General features: G+C 72.6%; 20 protein-coding genes. 15 read left to right on the forward strand and 5 right to left on the reverse strand.

Features of this window, described 5'->3' with window-relative positions:
• The first annotated feature begins 46 nt into the window (after nt 1-46).
• The 6 genes from dacB (at nt 47) to folE (ending at nt 8,141) form a co-directional block, all read left to right on the forward strand.
• Nucleotides 47-1,768, forward strand: a complete 1,722-nt coding sequence (gene dacB / locus ACIBH3_RS25295; protein WP_396314355.1) for a D-alanyl-D-alanine carboxypeptidase/D-alanyl-D-alanine-endopeptidase — start codon at nt 47-49, stop codon at nt 1,766-1,768.
• Nucleotides 1,769-1,882: 114 nt separating this feature from the next.
• Nucleotides 1,883-3,058, forward strand: coding sequence for a zinc-dependent metalloprotease (locus ACIBH3_RS25300; RefSeq protein WP_396314356.1), 1,176 nt, complete (start codon nt 1,883-1,885; stop codon nt 3,056-3,058).
• Nucleotides 3,059-3,337: 279 nt separating this feature from the next.
• A complete protein-coding gene (gene tilS / locus ACIBH3_RS25305) occupies nt 3,338-4,510 on the forward strand; it encodes a tRNA lysidine(34) synthetase TilS (RefSeq protein WP_396314357.1) in 1,173 nt (390 codons plus the stop codon).
• A 70-nt stretch (nt 4,511-4,580) separates the two neighbouring features.
• Complete coding sequence (gene hpt / locus ACIBH3_RS25310; RefSeq protein ID WP_396314358.1) at nt 4,581-5,135, forward strand: hypoxanthine phosphoribosyltransferase; 555 nt, start codon at nt 4,581-4,583, stop codon at nt 5,133-5,135.
• A 225-nt stretch (nt 5,136-5,360) separates the two neighbouring features.
• A complete protein-coding gene (gene ftsH / locus ACIBH3_RS25315) occupies nt 5,361-7,418 on the forward strand; it encodes an ATP-dependent zinc metalloprotease FtsH (RefSeq protein WP_396314359.1) in 2,058 nt (685 codons plus the stop codon).
• Nucleotides 7,419-7,535: 117 nt separating this feature from the next.
• The gene (gene folE / locus ACIBH3_RS25320) at nt 7,536-8,141 is read left to right on the forward strand and encodes a GTP cyclohydrolase I FolE (RefSeq protein ID WP_396314360.1); all 606 of its coding nucleotides are present in this window, start codon (nt 7,536-7,538) and stop codon (nt 8,139-8,141) included.
• An 18-nt stretch (nt 8,142-8,159) separates the two neighbouring features.
• Here folE and ACIBH3_RS25325 read toward each other — a convergent pair whose 3' ends face one another.
• Nucleotides 8,160-8,945, reverse strand: a complete 786-nt coding sequence (locus ACIBH3_RS25325; RefSeq protein ID WP_396314361.1) for a ferritin-like domain-containing protein — start codon at nt 8,943-8,945, stop codon at nt 8,160-8,162.
• A 33-nt stretch (nt 8,946-8,978) separates the two neighbouring features.
• On the reverse strand, nt 8,979-10,160 hold the full coding sequence (locus tag ACIBH3_RS25330) for an alpha/beta hydrolase (RefSeq protein ID WP_396314362.1): 1,182 nt from the start codon (nt 10,158-10,160) through the stop codon (nt 8,979-8,981).
• 377 nt (nt 10,161-10,537) lie between these two features.
• On the opposite strand from ACIBH3_RS25330, the gene ACIBH3_RS25335 reads away from it, so the two are divergent.
• The 7 genes from ACIBH3_RS25335 to ACIBH3_RS25365 all read left to right on the forward strand — a co-directional run bounded on the left by ACIBH3_RS25335 (nt 10,538) and on the right by ACIBH3_RS25365 (nt 17,403).
• Entirely contained in the window at nt 10,538-12,373 is a 1,836-nt protein-coding gene (locus ACIBH3_RS25335; protein ID WP_396314363.1) for a phosphatidylglycerol lysyltransferase domain-containing protein, read from the forward strand.
• Between the two features lie 335 nt (nt 12,374-12,708).
• Nucleotides 12,709-13,581, forward strand: coding sequence for a dihydropteroate synthase (folP, locus tag ACIBH3_RS25340; protein WP_396314364.1), 873 nt, complete (start codon nt 12,709-12,711; stop codon nt 13,579-13,581).
• Between the two features lie 30 nt (nt 13,582-13,611).
• Entirely contained in the window at nt 13,612-14,094 is a 483-nt protein-coding gene (locus ACIBH3_RS25345) for a nuclear transport factor 2 family protein (protein ID WP_396314365.1), read from the forward strand.
• A gap of 229 nt (nt 14,095-14,323) precedes the next feature.
• Entirely contained in the window at nt 14,324-14,683 is a 360-nt protein-coding gene (folB, locus tag ACIBH3_RS25350; protein ID WP_396314428.1) for a dihydroneopterin aldolase, read from the forward strand.
• Nucleotides 14,684-14,726: 43 nt separating this feature from the next.
• Nucleotides 14,727-15,326: a 2-amino-4-hydroxy-6-hydroxymethyldihydropteridine diphosphokinase gene (gene folK / locus ACIBH3_RS25355; protein WP_396314366.1), complete on the forward strand. Its 600-nt coding sequence runs from the start codon at nt 14,727-14,729 to the stop codon at nt 15,324-15,326.
• A gap of 172 nt (nt 15,327-15,498) precedes the next feature.
• Entirely contained in the window at nt 15,499-15,987 is a 489-nt protein-coding gene (locus tag ACIBH3_RS25360; RefSeq protein WP_396314367.1) for a DUF3180 domain-containing protein, read from the forward strand.
• Nucleotides 15,988-16,140: 153 nt separating this feature from the next.
• On the forward strand, nt 16,141-17,403 hold the full coding sequence (locus ACIBH3_RS25365; RefSeq protein WP_396314368.1) for a hypothetical protein: 1,263 nt from the start codon (nt 16,141-16,143) through the stop codon (nt 17,401-17,403).
• A gap of 100 nt (nt 17,404-17,503) precedes the next feature.
• Here the strand turns inward: ACIBH3_RS25365 and ACIBH3_RS25370 are convergent, their stop codons facing one another.
• Both ACIBH3_RS25370 and ACIBH3_RS25375 read right to left on the reverse strand, forming a co-directional pair.
• On the reverse strand, nt 17,504-18,079 hold the full coding sequence (locus ACIBH3_RS25370; RefSeq protein ID WP_396314369.1) for a TerD family protein: 576 nt from the start codon (nt 18,077-18,079) through the stop codon (nt 17,504-17,506).
• A 292-nt stretch (nt 18,080-18,371) separates the two neighbouring features.
• A complete protein-coding gene (locus tag ACIBH3_RS25375) occupies nt 18,372-18,869 on the reverse strand; it encodes a hypothetical protein (RefSeq protein ID WP_396314370.1) in 498 nt (165 codons plus the stop codon).
• A 153-nt stretch (nt 18,870-19,022) separates the two neighbouring features.
• On the opposite strand from ACIBH3_RS25375, the gene arfB reads away from it, so the two are divergent.
• Nucleotides 19,023-19,454, forward strand: coding sequence for an alternative ribosome rescue aminoacyl-tRNA hydrolase ArfB (gene arfB / locus ACIBH3_RS25380; protein WP_396314371.1), 432 nt, complete (start codon nt 19,023-19,025; stop codon nt 19,452-19,454).
• 86 nt (nt 19,455-19,540) lie between these two features.
• Here the strand turns inward: arfB and ACIBH3_RS25385 are convergent, their stop codons facing one another.
• Nucleotides 19,541-20,077, reverse strand: a complete 537-nt coding sequence (locus ACIBH3_RS25385) for a flavin reductase family protein (RefSeq protein WP_396314372.1) — start codon at nt 20,075-20,077, stop codon at nt 19,541-19,543.
• 366 nt (nt 20,078-20,443) lie between these two features.
• Here ACIBH3_RS25385 and ACIBH3_RS25390 point away from each other — a divergent pair, with 366 nt between their 5' ends.
• Nucleotides 20,444-22,342 (forward strand): diguanylate cyclase domain-containing protein, encoded by a 1,899-nt coding sequence (locus ACIBH3_RS25390; protein WP_396314373.1) that lies wholly within the window; start codon nt 20,444-20,446, stop codon nt 22,340-22,342.
• The last annotated feature ends 90 nt before the right edge of the window (nt 22,343-22,432 follow it).

A 22,432-nucleotide genomic window follows, 5' to 3' on the forward strand; every position in this document is an offset into this window, starting at 1 on the left:
CCAAGTGTCTCCTACGGGAGTGAGTGCTCAGGAAAGGGGCCGGTCGGTGACAGCGGGGGTCAAGGTGGCGCGTCGGCGCAGAGGAACGATGGCCGGGGTGGTCGGGGCGGCGCTGCTGGTGGGCAGCCTGGTCCTGGACTCGGGTGGTGCGTACGCGCAGCCCAGCCCGGGGCCCACGCCGACCGGGCGCTCCGACGCCCGGCCGGACGGCAAGCCGGGTGACCAGGGCGGCGCCGGCCACGACGGCAAGGGTGGCGACGGCCACGACGGCAGGCGTGACGACGGCCACAACGGCGACGGCCACGGCGGCGGGACGAGCGCGGATCCCTCCCGCAGCACCCCGGCGGCGCCCAAGCCCACCGCCAGCACCAGCTCCGTGCCCGCGGCGCCCACGGGCTCGCCGTTCGCGAGTCCGCAGGCGTCCGCCCGGCCCGCGCCGCCCGCCGCCGGGCTGGTGCTGCGGGCCGCGGACGACGACGGCGCCGCCACCCCGACCACCCAGGGCCTGCGGCAGGCCCTGGCCGCGGCCCTGCAGGACCAGTCGCTCGGCACCGTCACCTTCGCGGTCGCGGACGCCGCGAGCGGGCACCTGCTGTACGGCTCCGGCGAGAACACCCCCGGCACGCCGGCCTCCACCACCAAGCTGGCGACCGCGCTCGCGACCCTGTCGCTGGTCCCCTCCGACACCCGGATCGCCACCAGGGTCGTCAAGGGCGCCGCACCCGGTGAGATCACCCTCGTGGGTGGCGGTGACCCGACGCTGACCGCGCTGCCGGCCGACCAGGTCCAGCTCGGCGGGATGCCGGCCGACGCGGACACGGCGCCCGCCTCGCTCCAGGCGCTGGCCGCGAAGACCGCCGTCGCCCTCAAGCAGGCCGGCACCACCACGGTCAGCCTCGGCTACGACACCTCGCTCTACGTCGGCAGCACGCAGCACAAGAACTACGACGCCGCCAACATCGCCATGGTCACGCCGCTGATGGCGGACGAGGGGAGGGTCGACCCGAAGAGTCGCGAGGACGCGCCGGCCCGGGTCGCCGACCCCGCCGACCAGGCGGCCGGGCAGTTCGCCGTGCTGCTGAAGGCCCAGGGCATCACCGTCGAGGGCAAGCCCAAGCAGGTCACCCCCGCCACGGCCACGGGCGCCCCCGCCACGGCCACCACCGGCGCCGCGACCCCGGGCGCCACCCCGCCCGCCGCCGTCCTCGCCCAGGTCGAGTCGCCAACCGTCGCCCGGCTCGTCGAGCGGATGCTCACCACCTCCGACAACACCCTCGCCGAGGCGCTGGCCCGCCAGGCCGCGCTGGCCGCCCACCGGCCGGCGAGCTTCGAGGGCGCGGCCACGGCCGTCACCACGGCGCTCACCGGGCTCGGTGTCCAGCTGACCGGCGTGGTGCTCAACGACGGCAGCGGCCTGCACACCGGCAACGCCATCCCGCCCGCGGTGCTCGTCCAGCTGCTGGCGCTGGCCGCCGCGCCGAACCACCCGGAGCTGCGCCCGGTGCTGACCGGACTGCCGATCGCGGGCTTCACCGGCACCCTCGGCAAGCGGTTCGCGGCCGGCTCCGGGTCCGCCGAGGCGGCCGGTATCGTCCGGGCCAAGACCGGCACCCTCAGCGGCGTCAACACGCTGGCCGGCACCGTGGTGGACGCGGACGGGCGGCTGCTCGCCTTCGCCGTGATGACCAGGACCACGGCCGCGGCCGACACCGCCCGCGCTGCGATGGACCGGATCGCCGCCCGTCTCGGCGCCTGCGGCTGCCACTGAGCCCCGCCCGCCCGCCGGGCGCCCGCAGGGCGCCGTCGGCATCCCGGGCGGATTGCCCGGACCGCGTCGGCGCATGCGCTCCCCCAGGTGCGGCGGAGCACGTACGGTGAGGGCATGACGAGCGTGAGCGGCGGTGCTGACATGGTCGACTGGAATCTCGCGGTGGCCACCGCGACCAGGCTGGTGCGGCCGGGCCCGGAGGTGAGCCGCGCGCAGGCGGCCGAGGTGGTGGCCCAGCTGCGGCGCCATGCGCTGGAGGCCGAGGAGCACGTCCGCGCGTTCACCGGCATGCGCTCCACCAGTCTGCTCACGGCGGCGACCCCGGTGCTGATCGTCGACCGCCCGGGCTGGGTGCGGGCGAACGTCGCGGGCTTTCGCACCATCGTCCAGCCGCTGGTGGACAAGCTCCAGGCGCGGCGCAGCGGCAGCGCGGCCGCCGGGATGTTCGGCACGGTGGGGGAGAAGGCCACCGGTATCGAGGTGGGGGCGCTGCTGGCGTTCCTCGCCACCAAGGTGCTCGGCCAGTACGAGACCTTCGCCCCGGGGGAGCCCCCGGTGGAGGCGCCGGAGAGCCCGGCCGCGCTCTTCGACAAGCCCCGGCGCGGCCCCCGGGGCCCCGGCCCCGGCCGGCTGCTGCTGGTCGCGCCGAACATCGTCCACGTCGAGCGCGAGCTGGACGTGAACCCCGCCGATTTCCGGCTCTGGGTCTGCCTGCACGAGGAGACCCACCGCACCCAGTTCACCGCGGTGCCCTGGCTGCGCGACCACATCCAGTCCGAGGTGCAGGCCTTCCTCGCCGAGACGGACGTCGACCCGGGCGCGCTGCTGGACCGGATCCGGGAGGCCGCCGGCTCGCTCGGCGGCGGCCTGACGGGGCTGGGCGGCCGGGGCGACGGTTCGTCCTCCGCCGGGCTGCTGGAGGTCGTGCAGTCCCCCGCGCAGCGCGAGATCCTCGGCCGGCTGACGGCCGTGATGTCGCTGCTGGAGGGGCACGCGGACGTGGTGATGGACGGGGTCGGCCCGGCCGTGGTGCCCAGCGTGGGCGAGATCAGGGAGAAGTTCCAGCAGCGCCGCGACCGCGGTGCCAACCGGCTCGACCTGGTGCTGCGCCGGCTGCTGGGGATGGACGCAAAGCTGCGGCAGTACCAGGACGGCGCGGTCTTCGTGCGCGGGGTGGTCGACGAGGTCGGGATGGAGGGCTTCAACCGGGTCTGGACCTCGCCCAACACGCTCCCCACCAAGGAGGAGATCCACAACCCGGCCGCCTGGGTGGCCCGGGTGGTGCGCTGAGCCGGGCGGCCGGGCACGCGGGGGAGCGCGGCCGCGAGGTGTGATCACCGGCGTTCAAACCTGTTCGTACGGTTGGTCCAATCGTGCATATGGCGGGTGAGGATACGTTTCTGCATTCACCCGAACGTGGGACGGTGGTCGTACCGGTGGCGCGGGTGGCGTAGCCGGTGCCTCGTTTCTGCCACCATCTGTGAGCGCCCGGTAACAGGGCGCGTGCATCGCGCGGTCCCCGCCGTCGCCCTGCCGTCCCCTTCCCCCTCCGTCAAGGAGTGCTCCGCCGTGGGCCCACACCCCGCCGTCGCCGCGATACGCCTGGCCGTACGTCGCACGCTCGCCGACCTCGCCGCCGAGGCCGGCTCCACCTTCACCCCGCCCGCCCGCACCGCCCGCCCCTCCGGCGAGGTGCTGCGCGTGGACTCCCTCGCCGGCGCCCTGGTCGGCGCCGCCGGCCAGGCCGGGCCGGGAGCCGATCCGGGCACCACCCTGATCGGCAACGCGCACCGCCACCCCTCCGGTCTGCCCCGCACCCCGGCCGCCCCCGGCTCGCCGCTGGTCCTGGTCGCCGTCAGCGGCGGCGCGGACTCCATGGCGCTGGCCACCGCGACCGCCTTCGAGGCGCCCAAGCTGGGCCTGCGGGTCGGCGCCGTCACCATCGACCACGGCCTGCAGGTCGGCTCCGCCGAGCGCGCCGCGCAGGTCGCCGAGCGGCTGCGCTCGCTCGGCCTGGACCCGGTCGAGGCGATCCCCGTCCGGGTCGGACGCGACGGCGGCCCCGAGGCCGCGGCCCGCGACGCCCGGTACGCGGCCCTGGACTCCGCCGCCGAACGCCACCAGGCGCTCGCCGTCCTGCTCGGCCACACCCGCGACGACCAGGCCGAGACCGTCCTGCTCGGGCTGGCCCGCGGCTCCGGCTCGCGCTCGCTGGCCGGCATGCCCGCGCAGAAGGGCCGCTACCGCCGCCCGCTGCTCGAACTCGACCGGGCCGCCACCCGCCAGGCCTGCACCGCCCAGGCCATCCCGGTCTGGGACGACCCGCACAACTGTGACCCCGCCTACACCCGCTCCCGGGTGCGCCACGAGGTGCTCCCCGTGCTGGAGAAGCACCTGGGCGGCGGAGTGGTCGAGGCGCTCGCCCGCACCGCCCGGCTGTTCCGCGACGACGCCGACGCGCTGGACCAGTGGGCCGCCCTCGCCGAGCGCGACCTCCGTACGGGCGAAGGAGCCCTGGACACCGCCAAGCTCGCCGAACTGCCGCCCGCCGTGCGCCGCCGGGTACTGCGCCGGGCCGCGCTGCGGGCGGGCTGTCCGGCGGGCGATCTGTTCGCCCGGCACCTCGAAACGGTCGACCAGCTGGTCACCGGCTGGCGCGGTCAGGGGCCGCTGCACCTACCCGGGGGCGTCGAGGCCACCCGCAGGTGTGGCACGCTGGTCTTTCGGCGACAGGGCGACTGACGGGCAGCCATGCCCGGGGCAGCCTGGCCGCCGCCGACACAGACCCCGAACGTTTGAGGACGTATCCCCGGTGGACGACAAGGACATGGGCGCCGACCTGGCGAAGGTGCTCATCAGCAAGGACGAGATCGACGCCAAGCTCCTGGAGCTGGCCGAGCGGATCGACCGGGACTACGCCGGGCGGGATCTGCTGATCGTCGGCGTCCTCAAGGGCGCGGTGATGGTCATGGCCGACCTCGCCCGCGCGCTGCACTCCCAGGTGACGATGGACTGGATGGCGGTCTCCTCGTACGGGATGGGCACCAAGTCCTCCGGTGTGGTGCGGATCCTCAAGGATCTCGACACCGACATCGCCGGCCGGGACGTCCTGATCGTCGAGGACATCATCGACTCCGGTCTGACGCTGTCCTGGCTGCTGGGCAACCTGGGCTCGCGGGGTCCGGCCTCCCTGGAGGTCTGTACCCTGCTGCGCAAGCCCGACGCGGCCAAGGTCGAGATCGACGTGAAGTACGTCGGGTTCGACATTCCCAACGAGTTCGTGGTCGGCTACGGCCTGGACTTCCAGGAGAAGCTCCGCAATCTGCCGTTCATCGGCACCCTGGCCCCGCACGTGTACGGCGGCTGAGGACCGTTCGGGCTACGGGCGGGAACAGTAGGTCGCTCCCGCCCGTTGGAGCGGGGGACAAGAAAACACGTCGTGCTGGCCGTGCTCCCGCCTAGAGGGGGTCGCACTGCGGTACGGTCCAATAAAACCGCTCTTCACATGAGCACAGACCGGATGCGCCGGCGGCCCTCGGCCGTACAGCGCCGTTGAGTGGCAGGAGGGACGGGGCGGCAACGCCCCGCATGGATGGACGTCAAGCGATACTTCCGTGCGCCGATCATGTGGATCGTGCTGGCCGTCCTCGCCGTCATTGTGCTGATGCAGGTCGTTTCGGACTCGAACGGCTACAAGACGGTGGACACCGGGCAGGTCGTCGCGGCGATCGATGCCAAGCAGGTCAAGTCGGCGCAGATCACCACCGGTGACTCGAACAGCATCAAGATCCAGCTGAAGGACGGCGCGAGCCTCTCCAACGCGGGGACGGGCAAGACCCCCTCGGGCAGCAAGTTCCAGGCCTCGTACGTCGGCGACCAGGGTGTGCAGATCGCGCAGACCCTGCAGAACCAGGTCAACGACAACGACCAGAACACGCTCGCCGAGGGCTACACCATCAGCCCCGAGAAGCAGAGCACCTTCGTCAGCCTGCTGCTGTCGATGCTGCCGATCGTCATCATCGTTCTGGTCTTCCTCTTCCTGATGAACCAGATGCAGGGCGGCGGCTCCCGGGTCATGCAGTTCGGCAAGTCCAAGGCCAAGCTGCTCACCAAGGACACCCCCAAGACCACCTTCTCCGACGTCGCGGGTGCCGACGAGGCCGTCGAGGAGCTCCACGAGATCAAGGAGTTCCTCCAGGAGCCGGCCAAGTTCCAGGCGGTCGGTGCCAAGATCCCCAAGGGCGTGCTGCTGTACGGCCCGCCCGGCACCGGCAAGACCCTGCTCGCCCGCGCGGTCGCGGGTGAGGCGGGCGTGCCGTTCTACTCGATCTCCGGCTCCGACTTCGTCGAGATGTTCGTGGGTGTCGGCGCCAGCCGGGTCCGTGACCTCTTCGAGCAGGCGAAGGCGAACGCCCCGGCGATCGTCTTCGTCGACGAGATCGACGCCGTCGGCCGGCACCGCGGTGCGGGCCTGGGCGGCGGGCACGACGAGCGCGAGCAGACCCTCAACCAGCTGCTGGTCGAGATGGACGGCTTCGACGTCAAGGGCGGCGTGATCCTGATCGCCGCCACCAACCGCCCGGACATCCTGGACCCGGCGCTGCTGCGCCCCGGCCGCTTCGACCGGCAGATCGCCGTCGACCGTCCGGACCTGCAGGGCCGCCTGGAGATCCTCAAGGTCCACCAGAAGGGCAAGCCGGTCGCGCCGGACGTCGACCTGTCGGCCGTCGCCAAGCGCACCCCCGGCTTCACCGGCGCCGACCTCAGCAACGTCCTCAACGAGGCCGCGCTGCTGACCGCCCGCTCGGACAAGAAGCTGATCGACAACATCGTCCTGGACGAGGCGATCGACCGCGTCGTGGCCGGCCCGCAGAAGCGGACCCGGATCATGTCCGAGAAGGAGAAGAAGATCACCGCGTACCACGAGGGCGGTCACGCCCTGGTCGCGGCGGCCTCCCCCAACGCGGACCCGGTGCACAAGATCACCATCCTGTCCCGCGGCCGGGCGCTCGGCTACACCATGGTGCTGCCGGACGAGGACAAGTACTCGACCACGCGCAACGAGATGCTCGACCAGCTCGCCTACATGATGGGCGGGCGCGCGGCGGAGGAGCTGGTCTTCCACGACCCGACCACCGGCGCCTCGAACGACATCGAGAAGGCCACCGCGACCGCCCGTGCGATGGTCACGCAGTACGGCATGACCGAGCGGCTCGGCGCCATCAAGTTCGGTTCGGACAACTCCGAGCCGTTCCTCGGGCGCGAGATGGGCCACCAGCGCGACTACTCGGAAGAGGTCGCCGGGCTGGTGGACGAAGAGGTCAAGAAGCTGATCGAGAACGCGCACAACGAGGCCTGGGAGATCCTGGTCGAGAACCGCGACGTGCTCGACAACCTCGTCCTCGAACTCCTGGAGAAGGAGACGCTCAACAAGGAGCAGATCGCCGAGGTCTTCAAGCACATCGTGAAGCGCCCGGCCCGGCCGGCCTGGACGGGTTCCTCCCGTCGTACGCCGTCCACCCGGCCCCCGGTGCAGTCCCCGAAGGAGCTGGCGCTGAGCAACGGCGCCGCCGCTCCGGTGGAGGCCGCCCCGGTGGTCGACACCGTCAAGCTGCCCCCCGTCCCGGGAGAGGCCCCGAGCGAGGGCTGATCACCGAGCGGGACGGAATGGATGCCGCGTCACCGGGGTTTGTACCCTGGAGGCGCGGCATCCGTGCTGTTCCGTGCCGTTCCGCGCCATAAGTCCCAGCTACTCTGTGAGGCCCGCATGATCGACCCGGTCACCCTCGACGGTCCGTCCGCCGTCGGTACCTTCGACCAGAAGCGGGCTGAGAACGCCATCCGGGAACTGCTGCTCGCAGTCGGCGAGGACCCTGACCGCGAGGGCCTGCTGGAGACCCCGGCCCGGGTCGCGCGCGCCTACAAGGAGATATTCGCCGGTCTCTGGCAGGAGCCCGAGGACGTCCTGACCACCACCTTCGACCTCGGCCACGACGAGATGGTGCTGGTGAAGGACATCGAGCTGACCTCGGTCTGCGAGCACCACCTGGTGCCGTTCCGGGGCGTGGCGCACGTCGGGTACATCCCGTCCGCCAGCGGCAAGATCACGGGCCTGTCCAAGCTGGCCCGGCTGGTCGACGTCTACGCCCGTCGCCCGCAGGTCCAGGAGCGGCTGACCAGCCAGGTCGCCGACGCGCTGATGCGGATACTCGAACCGCGCGGGGCGATCGTGGTGGTCGAGTGCGAGCACATGTGCATGTCGATGCGCGGCATCCGCAAGCCGGGCGCCAAGACCATCACCTCGTGCGTGCGCGGCCAGCTGCGTGACCCGGCCACCCGCGCCGAGGCGATGAGCCTGATCATCGGCCGCTGACGCGCCCCGGCCCCCGGCTCAGAATCCGTGCTCCGCATGCGGCGGGGCCGGGGCGCCGAGGGCGTTGCGGCGCTCGGGCATCCGCAGCCTCACCATCCGCCGCCAGCCGATCACGCTGTCGTAGAGGTAGAGCGCCCACAGCCCGGCCATGACGACGGCGAGCTGCCAGCGCGGCCACCGCAGGATCCGGGCCATCGCGGCGCTCACGGCGAGCCCGACATCCCGGTGGGTGCGGATCTCGCCCTTGGCGGTGTGCGCCAGGGCGTGCCGGATGTACGGGCCGTGGCCGGCGGCGGCCAGCCGCAGCAGCTCCTCGTGGCAGTACGCGAGGTGGTTGTCCTCGTCGGCCGAGATCATCCGCATCGCCCGGGCGAGGTCCGGATTGTCGCCGTAGGCCTTCACCAACTGGCGCATCTGCTCCGAGGCGCGCTGCTCGGTGACCCGGCTGTGCACCAGATAGATGACGATCTCCCGCTCCGTCAGCGGCACCTCGGACCTCAACCGCTCGTGCGCCAGGCCGATGCCCTGGCGCTCCAGCAGCATGCAGTAGTCCGCGGCGGCGGGCACGGCCACCTTCTCCAGGCCGCGCTTGTGCAGCAGCTGGGTGAAGATCCGGCCGTGCTTGCGCTCGTCCGCGCCGTGCCGGGCGATCTTGGGAGCCAGCACCGGATCCGTCGTCAACGCCTCGATGCGCTCGTTCTCCCAGCCGCCCTGGTCCTCCCCGCCGGCGGCGATGCTGCAGAAGAGCTGGTACGCCTCGTCGTTGCGGTAGATCTGGTCGAACAGTGATCGGGTACTGAGCATCTGCTCTCCTGTACGGGTCCGGGTTCCGAGGGGCTAGTCGCGCGGCTCGCGGTCCTGTGGCGGTGCCAGATGGTCGCTCATCCACTCCAGGGACGCGGGCAGCTCGCGGTTCCAGCTGTCGAAGTTGTGGCCGCCGTCGTCGAGGAACAGCGAGTCGACACGGAACTCGGGGTGTGCCGTCGAGGCCTGCTTGGCGACGTCCAGGAACTTCATGGTGTCCTGGTAGTCCTCCTCGGCCCGGGTGCTGACCGCCAGCACGGCGACGTTGGGCGGCGGGAGGTTCTGCAGCCGCCAGGTCAGGTCGCCCTGGTCGTTCAGCGCCTTGTCGCCGTTGAAGAGGTTGCCGTCGGTGCCGGCGCCCTCGGGCACCTTGAACTCGGCGTGCATCCCGGCGGCACTGCCGTAGGAGTCGGGGTTGCGCATCGACAGGCGCAGCGCGCAGCCACCGCCGGTGGAGTAGCCGAGGACGCCCCAGGAGGTGGCGGAGTGGCTGACCCGGTAGGTCGAGCGCAGGGCGGCCGGCAGGTCCTTGCTGAACCAGGTCTCGGAGGCCGCGCCGCCGGGGACGTCCACGCACTCGGTGTTGCGGGGCGCGGCGACGGTGGGGCGGGCCATCACGATGACGGTGGGCGCCATCCGGCCGGTGCGCTGGAGCTCCCAGGCGGTCTGCGGGACGGGCAGCTCGTGCAGCAGGTGCATCGCGGTGCCCGGGTAACCCGCGAGGGTGAGCAGGACGGGGAAGCGCACCCGGGAGTACTTCGGATTGAAGTACTCGGGTGGCAAGTAGATGAACATCTGGTCGGACAGGCCGCTGTCCTTCCCCGTCACCTGGATCGACTCCACCTTGCCGACCTCCTCCGGCGTGCCCTTGGGCAGGTCGGTGATCGTCTCCAGACCGCTCGGCGGGGCCGGCTGGACGAGCGCGTCGCCGTCGGGGGCGGCGCCCTTCTGGTGTTCGGCGGTGGTGAGCGCGAGCGCCGCGCCCCCGGGGTGCAACAGGTCGTCCCAGGAGGTGTAGAACCCGTAAGAGTTGTTCACCGACAGCGCGAGCACCGCCAGCACGGTGGTCTGGGTGATGGCGAGTAACAGGATGCGCCCCAGCATCGGGAGCGGGCGCTGGCGGGCCAGCCGCGGCCAGACCCAGAGTGTGGTGAGCAGGGACGCCGCGCCCACGGCAAGCAGCGTGTTCACCAGCGCATCGCTGGTCAGTTCCATGCCGTCGCCCTTCGGTGTTTCGCTGTCGGTGCAGGATTCATCGTCTGGTGCGGCGTCAATCGGGGCGACCGGCGCTAGGCTGACCGGACGCCAGCGGCGTTCCGGAGCAACGTCTGCGGCGGCCGCAACCGACGCCCTAGAATGCGGCGTCCACCGTACGTACCGCGTGTGCCGGCGCCCGGTCGCGCCACGCGGCACCAGGGTCCACTCCCCACCCACGGCTCAACCGCGCGGGGCAATGAACGCCATCGGATTACCATTCGATGGCCTTTTCTTGACGTGCGTCTTGCTTGATTAAGGAATAGGCATGAAGGTCCATCACAACTCCTCCTCCGGAGTGACAGGACAGCGCTCCGCAGCCTCTACGCTGAGCTTCCATGAGCGTTCCCGTGTCCGTTGAGCCGTCGCCCGAGCAGCCCCGCCGCAGCGGACTGCAGACGCTTCGTACCCAAGCCGCCGCCGTCCCCCGGGCCTGGCTCCCGAGCGTGGTCGGGTATGCCTGTCTGCTGATCGGTCTGCTGGACATCGCCAGCGCGGTGTTCCCCAGGCTGCGGCACAGCCGCGTGCAGACCTTCGCCGGGCAGCTGCCCGGCGGGACGACCACGCTCGCGGCGGTCGGCACGCTCATGGTCGGGCTGCTGCTGGTGCTGCTCGCGCACGCGCTGCGGCGGCGCAAGCGGCGGGCCTGGCGGGCCGCCTGCGTCCTGCTGCCGGTCGGTGCCGCGCTGCACCTGCTGCGCTGGCACCAGGTCGGCCCGGCGGTGGTCTCGCTGGTGCTGCTGGCCGTGATGCTGGTGCACCGCCGCGAGTTCTACGCCAAGGCCGACCCGCGTACCCGCTGGCGGGCCGTCGCCAACTTCGTCGTCATGGGCACCGTCAGCGTGCTGCTCGGTCTGCTGATCGTCAGCGTCCGGTGGAAGTCCGAGATCCACGACCCGAGCTTCCTCGACCGGATCCAGCACGTGCTGTACGGGCTGTTCGGCTTCGAGGGGCCGATCGACTACACCTCCGAGCGGGTCTCCGACCTGGTCGCGTACCTGTTGGGCGGCCTCGGCCTGCTCACCGCGTTCACCACCGCGTACCTGGCGCTGCGCCCGGAGAAGCCCGAGCCGGAGCTCACCGCGGAGGACGAGGACAAGGTCCGCGCGCTGCTGGCGCGCCACGGCGAGCGGGACTCGCTCGGCTACTTCGCGCTGCGCCGGGACAAGAGCGTGCTGTTCTCGCCCAGCGGCAAGGCGGCGATCTCCTACCGGGTGATCTCCGGCGTGATGCTGGCGTCCGGCGACCCGGTCGGCGACGTCGAGGCCTGGCCCGGCGCGATCAAGCTGTTCATGAACGAGGCCCGCGAGCACGCCTGGGTGCCGGCCGTGGTCGGGTGCAGCGAGGTCGGCGGCGAGGTCTGGACCCGTGAGGCGGGCCTGGACGCGCTGGAGCTGGGCGACGAGGCGATCGTCGACACCAGCGCCTTCTCGCTCTCCGGCCGGGCCATGCGCAACGTCCGCCAGATGGTCAAGCGGATCGAGCGCAACGGTTACTCCTGCAAGGTGCGCCGGGTCGCCGAGCTCACCCAGGAGGAGAAGTTCAAGATCGCCGAGGCCGCCGCCCGCTGGCGCGGGACCGACACCGAGCGTGGCTTCTCGATGGCGCTGGGCCGCTTCGGCGACCCGGGCGACGACGCGTGCGTGGTCGTCACGGCCCACAAGGAGTCTGCGGAGGGGGAGGGCGGCGACGACCTCAAGGCCGTGCTGCACTTCGTCCCGTGGGGGCCCGACGGCATCTCGCTGGAGCTGATGCGCCGCGACCGCGCCGCCGACCCCGGCCTGAACGAGCTGCTGATCGTCGCGGCACTCCAGGCCGTGCCGGCGCTGGGTGTGCGGCGGGTGTCGCTGAACTTCGCGATGTTCCGCTCGGCACTGGCGCGCGGTGAGCGGATCGGCGCGGGCCCGGTGCTGCGCGCCTGGCGCGGGCTGCTGGTCTTCTCCTCCCGCTGGTTCCAGATCGAGTCGCTGTACAAGTTCAACGCCAAGTTCCAGCCCGCGTGGGAGCCGCGCTTCCTGGTCTACCCGCAGACCCGGGACCTGCCGCGGATCGGCTTCGCCGTGATGCAGGCGGAGGCGTTCATCACCCTCGGCATGCCGAAGTTCGGCCGCAAGCGCCAGCGCCAGGGCCTGATGCCCGCACCGGCGCGCCCGGAGGTCACCGAGGCCGCCTGAGCCACCCGGACACCCCGCCAAGGGCCCCCGCCGAGCGCACCACGCCCGGCGGGGGCCCTTCGCCGTCCGTGGCCGCCGTCCCCACCGCGACCCGGCCCCTCGCCCGGGCCACCACGCCCCCGCCCCCTGCGGCCCTGACGCCCACCCCGGCGTCTTGGCCCGGACCCCCGTGTCCTGACGTTCACCCCCGCCGGCCGCGCCCCGAGCCGAAGGGGCGCGCCGGTGCCGAAAGGGAGGAGCGAGGAAGAGAGCGAAGCGAACGCGGGAGCGACGAGTGTCGGCACCGGACCGAAGCGCCCCGGAGGCGAGCGGGCGCTTGAGAAATAATGGGGCCCATGAGCAACCCGCTGCCCTTCCCCCCGCCGGCCGGTCTCCCGCGGCTCGACCGTTGTGCCGTGATGGGCGTGGTCAACGTGACCCCCGATTCCTTCTCGGACGGCGGCCTCTGGCACGACCCGGCGCGCGCGATCGCCCATGGTCTCGCGCTGCGCGCGAAGGGCGCGGACCTGGTGGACGTCGGCGGCGAGTCCACCCGTCCGGGCGCCCAGCGGGTGACCGAGCAGGAGGAGCTCGGCCGGGTGCTCCCGGTGGTCCGGGAGCTGGCCGACGCCGGTGTGGTCGTCAGCATCGACACCATGCGGGCGAGTGTCGCCGAGCAGGCCGTGGCGGCCGGTGCGCGGCTGGTCAACGACGTCTCCGGGGGCCTGGCCGACCCGGCGATGGCCTCGGTGATCGCGGACACCGGCGTGCCGTTCGTGGTGATGCACTGGCGCGGGCAGTCCGCCGACATGGACAGCCAGGCGGTGTACGGGGACGTGGTCACCGATGTGGTGGCCGAGCTGACCGCGCGGATGCGGGCGCTGCTGGAGGCCGGGGTCAAGGAGGAGCAGCTGATCCTGGACCCGGGCCTGGGCTTCGCCAAGACGGCCGAGCACAACTGGGCGCTGCTCGGTCGGCTGGCCGCGCTCACCGAGCTCGGCCGGCCCGTCCTGGTCGCCGCTTCGCGCAAGCGGTTCCTGGGTACGCTGCTGGCCAACCCGGAAACCCGGGAGCTGCGCCCGGCGCGGCAGCGCGACGACGCGACCGCTGCGGTGTCGGTCCTGTCGGCCCAGGCCGGAGCCTGGGCGGTGCGGGTGCACGACGTGGCCGGCACGGCGGACGCCGTACGGGTGGTCGCGGCCTGGCAGCGCGCGGCACGGTTGGGGTGAACGGGAGGGTTTGTGGCAGGTGACGGCAGGTTGAGCGGCGAGACATCGGGTCAGCGTTCGCAGGAGTCGGACCGGGAGGCCGTCCTGGCGGCCAACCAGGCGCTGTACGAGGCACTGGAGAACGGTGACCTGGAAGCGGTGGAGAGCGCCTGGCTCGGGGCCGCGGAGGCCGACGACAAGGGCGGGGTGGTGTGTGTGCACCCCGGCTGGCCGGTGCTGCGCGGACGGGCCCAGGTCACCCGCTCGTACATGCTGATCATGATGAACACGGAGTACATCCAGTTCTTCCTGACCGATGTCGAGGCCGAGGTGCAGGGTGATGTGGCTCTTGTCACCTGCACCGAGAACATCCTCTCCGGCGGTGAGGCCGAGGAGGAGGGCGAGCTCGGGCCGCTGGTCGGCGGGAAGGTCGTCTCCACCAATCTGTTCCGGCGTACGCCGGACGGCTGGAAGCTTTGGTCGCATCACGGTTCACCCGTGCTGACCAGCGGCGACGACGAGGACGAGGACTGATCCGGGCGGATGGCCGGCCGATAGGGCGGGTACGGACGAGATGTGGCCGGGCGGACACCTGACGTTCATGTCAATCGCCGAAGCGGCGTGCGTGGCGGCCTTCGCCGCCGGGTAGGACGGTCAGGCGTTGTCGGCGCTCGCGGGTAGATTCGATTACCGGCGGGCGGCGATGCCCGCCTTCGCCCTGCCCCGGCAGGGCTCCGACCGACTGGGAGCAGTGATTCGTTTGCTGGACCGCGTCACCCTGCGGGGTCTGCGTGCCCGGGGCCACCACGGCGTCTTCGAGCGCGAGCGCGTCGAGGGCCAGACCTTCGTGGTGGATCTCGTGCTGTACCTGGACACCCGTCCGGCCGCGTCCGGCGACGACCTCACCCGCACGGCCCACTACGGCATCGTCGCCGAAGAGGTCACCGCGATCATCGCCGGCGAGCCCGTCGACCTGATCGAGACCCTCGCCCAGCGCATCGCCGACCAGTGCCTCAAGCACGCGGCGGTGGAGGAGGTCGAGGTCACCGTGCACAAGCCGGACGCCCCGATCACCGTGCCCTTCGACGATGTGACGATCACCATCCACCGGGGCCGCGCATGACCTGCGCGCCGTGTCCCGCCGCTTCAGCTGCAGAGGGAATCCGATGAGCACCAGCGACCCGACCGCCTCGCCAACCACGTTCGACCTTGAGCACAGGGTCGACTCCGCCGACTCGACCTTGCAGAACCCGCGCTACGCCGTGGTCGCTCTGGGCAGCAACCTCGGCAACCGCCTGGAGACCCTCCAGGGCGCCGTCGACGCCCTGGGAGACACCCCCGGGCTGCGGATCAAGGCCGTCTCCGCGGTCTACGAGACCGAGGCCCTCGGCGGCCCCGACGAGCAGCCCAACTACTACAACGCCGTGGTCGTGCTGCGCACCACGCTGCCCCCGCACTCCCTGCTGGAGCGCGGCAACGCGATCGAGGACGCCTTCGGCCGGGTCCGCACCGTCCGCTGGGGCCCCCGCACGCTGGACGTCGACATCCTCGCGTACGAGGGCGTCACCAGCGACGACCCGCAGCTGCTGCTGCCGCACCCGCGCGCCCACGAGCGGGTCTTCGTGCTCGCCCCGTGGCTGGACGCCGACCCGGCGGCCGAGCTGCCGGGCCTGGGCGCGGTCACCGATCTGCTGAAGGAGCTCGGCGGCGAGACCGGGCAGGGCGTCGTACGGCGCGAGGACATCCGGCTGGTGCTGCCGGAGTAGCCGGCCGCCCCGGCCGCGCCGGGAACTCGGGCGGGGGGCCCGACCGTACGAGTAGATGTCCGCACGGGAGTGGCCGGGCGCCTCGCCGCGCCCGGTACGGTGGCCTGGCGCCGTCGTCGTGCCACTCCGGTGCGGCCGTCTGTCTCCGTACCTCGGGAAGGACTCCGTCCGAGTGAAGCTGCTTCGCCTCCGTCTGCTGGTCGGCATCACCGCCGTCACGACGGCGCTGTCCTGGGCCGGTGCCAAGCTCTGGGCCTCCCTGGACACCCTGCCGGCGGTGCCGGCCGCGGCACCCGTGGTGCTGGCGGCGGTGGCGGTGGTGCTGCTGGCCACGGCGATCTCGCTGCGGGCCCGCCTCAAGGCGAGCAGGGAGCGGCAGCCGGGCGCCAAGGGCGTCGACCCGCTCGGCGCCGCCCGCGCGGTGGTGCTGGCACAGGCGAGCGCGCTGGTCTCGGCCGTCGTCACCGGCATCTACGCGGGGGCCGGCATCTACCTGCTCGGCGAGCTGGACATCGCGGCCCGGCAGTCGCAGGCCGTCACGGCGGGCTTCGCCGTGCTCGCGGGGTCGGCGGTGATCGCCGCCGCGCTCTGGTTGCAGCACATCTGCAAGCTGCCGGAGAACCACGACGACCCGAGGGGCCCGGCGGCCTCGCCGCGCTGAACTTGCCCTGAACCCGCCCTGGACCCGCTGAACCGGCCCGCGGCGGTGACCTTGGGCGAGGGCCCGCACACGCGGGGTGGATCTGGAGGCGTGTCAAGGGCGGAATGCCGCCCTGGGCTGACACGGCCCCAATTCGCACGCTAGTTTCTTGGCATGTCTCGCGGACGCCACCGTCATTCCTCCGTCCTCGGCCGGGCCGTTCCCCCCACCGCCGCCGGTGTGCTCATCGTCGCCGCCGTGACCGCGCTGGTGTTCAGTCATGACCAGGTCCTGGTCCGCTCGGTGGGTGTCGCCGCCGTGCTCGCGACCCTCGGCGTCGTCGTGCTGCTGCGCCAGCGGGACCGCACCGCCAGGGCGGCCGCCGAACTCGCCGCCAACCAGCGGCTGCGGGCCGAGGAGCGCTTCGAGGAGCAGCTCGCCGAGGCCGAGTACGCGGCGGAGGTCGCCGAGGAGCGGGCCACCCGCTTCGGGCGGCGGCTGACGGCGGAGAAGTCCCGGCTTGCGAAGGCGGAGACGGAGATCGCCCGGCTGTTGCGCGAGCGCGCGGTGGCGGTGGCGGAGCAGGCCCTGAAGGACGCCGAGGCGGCGCAGCGCGCGCTGGCCGCGAGCCGCCCCAAGTACCCCGCCTCACCGGCCGCCTATGTGCGTGCCGCGGCCGTGCTGCGGCATCTGGAGCGGCGTGCGGCTGCCTCGGCGGCCCAGCGCGAGCGGGCGAAGCCCGCGGCGCTGCCGGCCGGCCGGTCGACCGCCTCGACCGCTTCGACCGGCTCGACCGGCTCGGCCGAGCTGGCGCCGCGCGGCGCCGTGCCCGCCGCGGTACTGGCCCGGTCGTCCGCCGCGGTGGTGTCGCCCGCCGCCCCCGTGGCACCGGCGCAGCCGGTGCCGGCTGCCTCGGTACCGGCGGCTGCGGCGGAGCGCCCGGCTGCCGCCGAGCGTCCGGCCACCGAGCGTCCGGCCGTCGGGGCCTCTCCCGTCCGGCCGGTGCTGACGGCGACCGTCGAGCACCTGGGCGGCGCCTCGGCGGCCGCGGTGGTTCCGGCCGAGCGGCAGCGTCCGCGCCCGGTGCAGGCCGCCTCGGCCCGTCCGCAGGGGTTCAGCTTCTTCGGCCGCAGCGGTTCGGCGGCCGTCCGGGCGGCGGCACCGGCGCCCGGGGTGGGCAGCGTCGCGGAGCTCGGCGAGCGTGCCGACCTCGCGGACGTGGTGGGCGACGAGGCGGTGGCGGCGAGCGCCCGGTACGCCGCCGAGGCCGCGCAGGCCGCCGAGGCCCCGGCACAGGCCGACGCCCATTCGCAGGCCACGGCGAAGTCGCGGGCGCAGTCCCCATCGAGGGAGGAGCAGGACCACCGGGTGGTGGATCTGACGCCCGACGAGGACACCGAGTACCTGGAACTCCCGCAGTTGCGCGCCTCCCGCTGAGGCCCGCCGCCCGGGTACGTACCGCACCCGGCCCGTACAACGCCGACGCCCGGCCCCTCTCGTAGCCGAGGGGCCGGGCGTCGGGCGCGTACGGGGTGCGTCAGATCTGGACGCCGAAGTCCTGGGCGATGCCCGCGAGGCCGGAGGCGTAGCCCTGGCCGACCGCGCGGAACTTCCACTCGGCGCCGTTGCGGTAGAGCTCGCCGAAGATCATGGCGGTCTCGGTGGCGGCGTCCTCGGAGAGGTCGTAGCGGGCGATCTCGGCGCCGCCGGCCGCGTTGAGCACGCGGATGTAGGCGTTGCGGACCTGGCCGAAGCTCTGCGAGCGGGCGACCGCGTCGTAGATCGAGACCGGGAAGGTGATCCGGGCGGCCTCGGCCGGCAGCGAGGCGAGGTTGACGTTGATCGCCTCGTCGTCGCCGGCGCCCTCACCGGTGCGGTTGTCGCCGGTGTGCACCACGGTGTTGTCCGGGGTGCTGGTGTTGTTGAAGAAGACGAAGTGACCGTTGGACAGGACCTTGCCGTCCGCGTTCAGCACGATGGCGCTGGCGTCCAGGTCGAACTCGGCACCGGTCGTGGTCCTGACGTCCCAGCCGAGGCCGACGGTGACCGCGGTCAGCCCGGGGGCCTCCTTGGTCAGCGAGACGTTGCCACCCTTGGAGAGGCTCACTGGCATGGTGTTTGCTGTCCCTTCGTTGCTATTGCCCGGGATAACGCGGGAGTGCGCGGGCTTGGTTCCGCACCCACCGGTAGATTCTTTTGGTCGGATCACATCTGAGCAATGGGCAGCTCAATGATCGTCACCCGGATGCCCGTGCGACCCCGAAATCCTGTCAGCTCCGCGGCGTTCTGCCGACGGCATCGCCGCAGGTGTCGCGGTAACGACGAGCCGGGAACCACGGAGCGGGAAGTGCGGGCCGGGAATTGCGCCGCCGCGCCGGTGAGGCGTACGGGCGGCGCGCAGTCGGTCAGATCCGCGGGAAGCGGCCCTGAAGCGACCAGATGTTCGGATTGTCGGCCAGGTCGGGATGCATGTCGAAGAGGTCTGCGAGGGTGTCCTGGAGGAAGTCGCGGGCCTCGCGCCGCAGCTCCGAGTGGCGCACCACGGCGGGCGGGGCGTCCGGCAGCCAGGTCGCGCCGATCTCCACCCAGTTGAAGCGGCGGGCGAAGCGCATCAGCTCGGTGTTCTGGGTGAAGTCCAGGTCGGCGGTCTGCACCCGGGCGGCGCGGCTGCCGTCCGGGTCGCGGTCCAGCTCCTCGACGATGTCGCACAGGGCCCAGGCGAAGTCGAGCACCGGCACCCATCCCCAGCCTGTGGACAGCTCCTGCCCGTCGGCGTCGAGGTAGACGTCGCCGCAGAACAGGTCGTAGCGCAGCGAGCGCACGGGGGCGCTGCGGTAGTCCGTCTGCGGGGGGTCGGGGAAGCGGTTGGAGAGGGAGTAGCCGAGCTCGATCACACTGGCCATTGTCGGGGTAGCGGGCGGCTGCGGACGACACCGGCCTCGACGCCGGGCCCTGCGGTGGTCCGGGCGTCCCCGGCCGGGAACGCCCGGGGACGCCCGGACGGGCGACCCGATAACCGGGTGACCGGCGGCCCGGGCACACGGGATGATGGAGCCATGCCTGAGCCCATCCGCGTACGGGGGTCGGTGGTCGTCCCCGACGCCGAGCTCCAGTGGCGCTTCTCCCGTTCCTCCGGCCCCGGTGGCCAGCACGTCAACACCTCGGACACCCAGGTCGAGCTGCGCTACGACCTGGTGGCCTCGGCCGCGCTGCCCGAGGTGTGGAAGCAGCGTGCGCTGGAGCGGCTCGCCGGCCGGCTGGTGGACGGCCGGGTGCTGGTGGTCCGGGCCTCCGAGCACCGTTCGCAGTGGCGTAACCGCGAGGTGGCGGCGGCCCGGCTGGCCTCGCTGCTGGGGGAGGCCACGGCGCCGCCGCCCAAGACCCGGCGGGCGACGAAGCCGAGCCGGGGCATGGTCGAGCGGCGGCTGTCCAACAAGAAGCGCCGGTCGGAGCTGAAGCAGGGCCGGCGCGCCCCGCACGGGGAATGACGCGCGGGGAGTGACCCGCCCGTTCGCCCGAGCCGGGGCGTCGGCGATGGCGCAGTAACGGTTCGCCGTGTGGTTGCCGGGCCGGCTCAGCCGAGCTTGCGGTAGCCGCCGCGGAAGTAGATCAGCGGACGCCCGGCCGGATCCGGCACGCGCGCCTCCAGGACGCGGCCGAGCAGCAGGGTGTGGTCGCCCGCGGCTATCCGCTGTTCGGTCCGGCACTCGACGGTGGCCAGCGCCCCCTCGATCAGCGGCGCGCCGCTGAGCGGGCCGCGCCGGTGCGGGGTGTCGGCGAACAGCAGCCGGTCGCTGAGCCGGCCCTTCATCGCGAAGCGCGAGCCGAGCGCCCGGTGCTGCTCGGCGAGCAGCGAGACGGCCCAGGTGTCGACGCGGGAGAGCACCTCGTCCATCCGGGAGTCCTCGCGGACCGAGATCAGCACCAGCGGGGGCTCCAGCGAGACCGAGAGGAACGACGTGGCGGTCATGCCCGCGTCCTCCCCCTCCGCTCCTTCGTCCGGGTCGTGGACGGTCACCAGCGTCACCCCGGAGGCGAGCTGGGACAGGGCGGCCCGGAACTCGTCGGGCGTTGCGAGGGGGGCAGCTTCGGGCTGCGGGGACGGGTACACGTACCGCACGGTAGTCGCCGGGTGGCGTGGACGGCATCGGACGGTGGTCGTAGGACCTTCGGGCCGGGTTGCGGGCGGGTGCCGATGCTCACTCCCAGGGGTGAAACGGGGAGCCTGAGGGGCGTCAGCGGACTTCAGCGCCGGGTCGTCGGAACCGACGACGAGAACGGTCCTGATATAGCCATTCGTCCCGTTATCGGATGGATGAACTGATTAAGAGTGCATAAGTATCGTGTGATTTGGGTCACAAGTGACATCCTATTGCTGACCGAGCGTGCCGATCGTTGTGCTCCCTGTGATTCAGTTCTTCTGGCAATCGGACGATAACCATTCAAGAACTATCCGAAGCAGCCGGGGAGCCCCCGCATGGAAGCCGAGTCGGAGCCGTACGTCCGCCTGGCGACCCTCCGCACCTTGCACCGGGTCGTGGCGGACCTCAACGCTGCCCGCAGCCTGGCCGGGACGCTCCAGGCGGTGGTCGAGGGGGCGGTGCACGGACTCGGCTTCGATGCCGCCGCGGTCAGCCTGGTGCGGCCGGACGGCGACCTGGTGGTGGCGGCCGTGTGGGAGCTGGAGGAGAGCGCCCTGGGCGGCCCGGCCGTCCTGCTCGGCCAGGTCGGCTCCCGCGAGTCCTGGGACCGCCTGCTCGGCGTCAGCGACCACTGGGGCACCCTGCGCTTCCTCCCGCACGACCGCGGCTGGGCGGTCGGCGGCGACATCCCGCGTTGGACGGGCGACGGCCCGCTGCCCGTCTACGCCAACGACTGGCACCCCGCCGACGCCCTGCTCGCACCGATGTACAGCGCCGGCGGCGACCTGCTCGGCGTCCTGTCCGTGGACCGCCCGCGCAGCGGCAAGCGCCCGGGCGCCTGGACCCGCGAGGCGCTGGAGATGTTCTCCCTCCAGGCCTCCATCGCCATCGGCAACGCCCGGTTGCGCGCCGAGATGCAACGCGCGCTGGCCCGGCTGGAGAAGGAGCAGCAGGCGCTGAGAGCCAGCGAGGAGAGCTTCCGGCAGGCCTTCGAGTACGCGCCCAGCGGGATGGCCATCACCGAGCTGCACGGCGCCGGGCGGGGCCAGCTCACCCGCGTCAACGACGCGCTCTGCCGGCTGCTCGGGCGCCCGCGCGCGGTGCTGCGCCAGCAGAGCTTCGCCGACCTGGTGCACCCGGAGGACCGCGGTCTGCTGGAGCGCACCAGCGCCGAGAGCGGGCGCGCCGAACTGCGGCTGTCCCGGCGGGACGGCGGCTACCAGTGGGTCTGCCTGCGCAACTCGGTGGTCGCCGACGCCGCCGAGGGGCCGAGCTTCCTGCTCACCCACGTCGAGGACATCGAGGACCGCAAGCGGCACGAGCTCCAGCTCGCCCACCGGGCCAGCCACGACGCGCTGACCGGGTTGCCCAACGGCGCCGAGCTGAAGGCCCGGCTCGGCCGGCGGCTGTGCGCCCTGCCGCAGGCGCCCGGTGGAGCGTCCGCGCACGGCGCCGCGGTCCACCACGGCGGCGCCGGCTACGGCGGGCCGGGCGAGGGCCACGACGACTCGCACGGCGACGTGTACGGCGGCTCCCACGTCGCCCCGTACGAGGGGTCGTACAGCGCGCACAGCGCCGTCGGCGCGCTTGAGGGCTACGGCGGCGGGGCCGGCCCGGTGCACGGGTACGGCGCCCCCGAGGGCGCGGCCGCGCCGACCGGCTACGGCGGGGAGCACGCCGCCGGGCGCCCCCCGAACCAGCTGGCCGTCCCCGAGCACGTGCACGCGGTGGTGCCCGCCGACCAGGTCCCCGGCGGCGACCTGTGGAGCGGGGCGTTCCGGGCCGCCACGCCGGGCGCGGGCGGCGGGGAGAAGGGCCTGGCGGTGCTCTTCTGCGATCTGGACGGCTTCAAGTCGATCAACGACCGGTTCGGCCACAACGCCGGCGACGCCGTCCTGGTGGAGGTCGCCCGGCGGTTGCAGCAGGTGGTACGCGAGGGTGACACGGTGGCCCGGCTCGGCGGCGACGAGTTCGTGGTGCTGGCCGACTCCATCGGGCGCGAGGAGGCCAAGGAGCTGGCGGCCCGGCTGCGCAACGCGATCATCCCGCCGATGCGCATCGACGGCCGGGCGATGCGGGTCGGCGTCAGTCTGGGCATCGGCTGGGCGGGCTGCGGCATGAGCATCGAAGAGGTCCTGCACACCGCCGACGAGCGGATGTACGACGAGAAGCGGGCCAGGGGCGGGGCCGTGCGCGGGGCCCGCGGCGAGCGTTCGCACCGCCGGGCGGGCTGATACCACCCCAGAGGGTGCTTTTACCGTGGATCGGGTCAGGCAGGTAGGGTTCGCGGGTACGAGCGCCACCACTTGCGCCCACGGCATGGC

Source organism: Kitasatospora sp. NPDC050543, from assembly GCF_044457565.1.
Taxonomy (GTDB): Bacteria; Actinomycetota; Actinomycetes; order Streptomycetales; family Streptomycetaceae; genus Kitasatospora.

Coding starts and splice junctions, on each gene's coding strand:
- ACIBH3_RS25300 (WP_396314356.1), top strand. CDS start 1,883: ATGACGAGCGTGAGCGGCGGTGCTGACATGGTCGACTGGAATCTCGCG.
- ftsH (WP_396314359.1), top strand. CDS start 5,361: ATGGACGTCAAGCGATACTTCCGTGCGCCGATCATGTGGATCGTGCTG.
- folE (WP_396314360.1), top strand. CDS start 7,536: ATGATCGACCCGGTCACCCTCGACGGTCCGTCCGCCGTCGGTACCTTC.
- ACIBH3_RS25325 (WP_396314361.1), bottom strand. CDS start 8,945: ATGCTCAGTACCCGATCACTGTTCGACCAGATCTACCGCAACGACGAG.
- ACIBH3_RS25330 (WP_396314362.1), bottom strand. CDS start 10,160: ATGGAACTGACCAGCGATGCGCTGGTGAACACGCTGCTTGCCGTGGGC.
- ACIBH3_RS25335 (WP_396314363.1), top strand. CDS start 10,538: ATGAGCGTTCCCGTGTCCGTTGAGCCGTCGCCCGAGCAGCCCCGCCGC.
- folP (WP_396314364.1), top strand. CDS start 12,709: ATGAGCAACCCGCTGCCCTTCCCCCCGCCGGCCGGTCTCCCGCGGCTC.
- folK (WP_396314366.1), top strand. CDS start 14,727: ATGAGCACCAGCGACCCGACCGCCTCGCCAACCACGTTCGACCTTGAG.
- ACIBH3_RS25365 (WP_396314368.1), top strand. CDS start 16,141: ATGTCTCGCGGACGCCACCGTCATTCCTCCGTCCTCGGCCGGGCCGTT.
- ACIBH3_RS25370 (WP_396314369.1), bottom strand. CDS start 18,079: ATGCCAGTGAGCCTCTCCAAGGGTGGCAACGTCTCGCTGACCAAGGAG.
- ACIBH3_RS25375 (WP_396314370.1), bottom strand. CDS start 18,869: ATGGCCAGTGTGATCGAGCTCGGCTACTCCCTCTCCAACCGCTTCCCC.
- arfB (WP_396314371.1), top strand. CDS start 19,023: ATGCCTGAGCCCATCCGCGTACGGGGGTCGGTGGTCGTCCCCGACGCC.
- ACIBH3_RS25390 (WP_396314373.1), top strand. CDS start 20,444: ATGGAAGCCGAGTCGGAGCCGTACGTCCGCCTGGCGACCCTCCGCACC.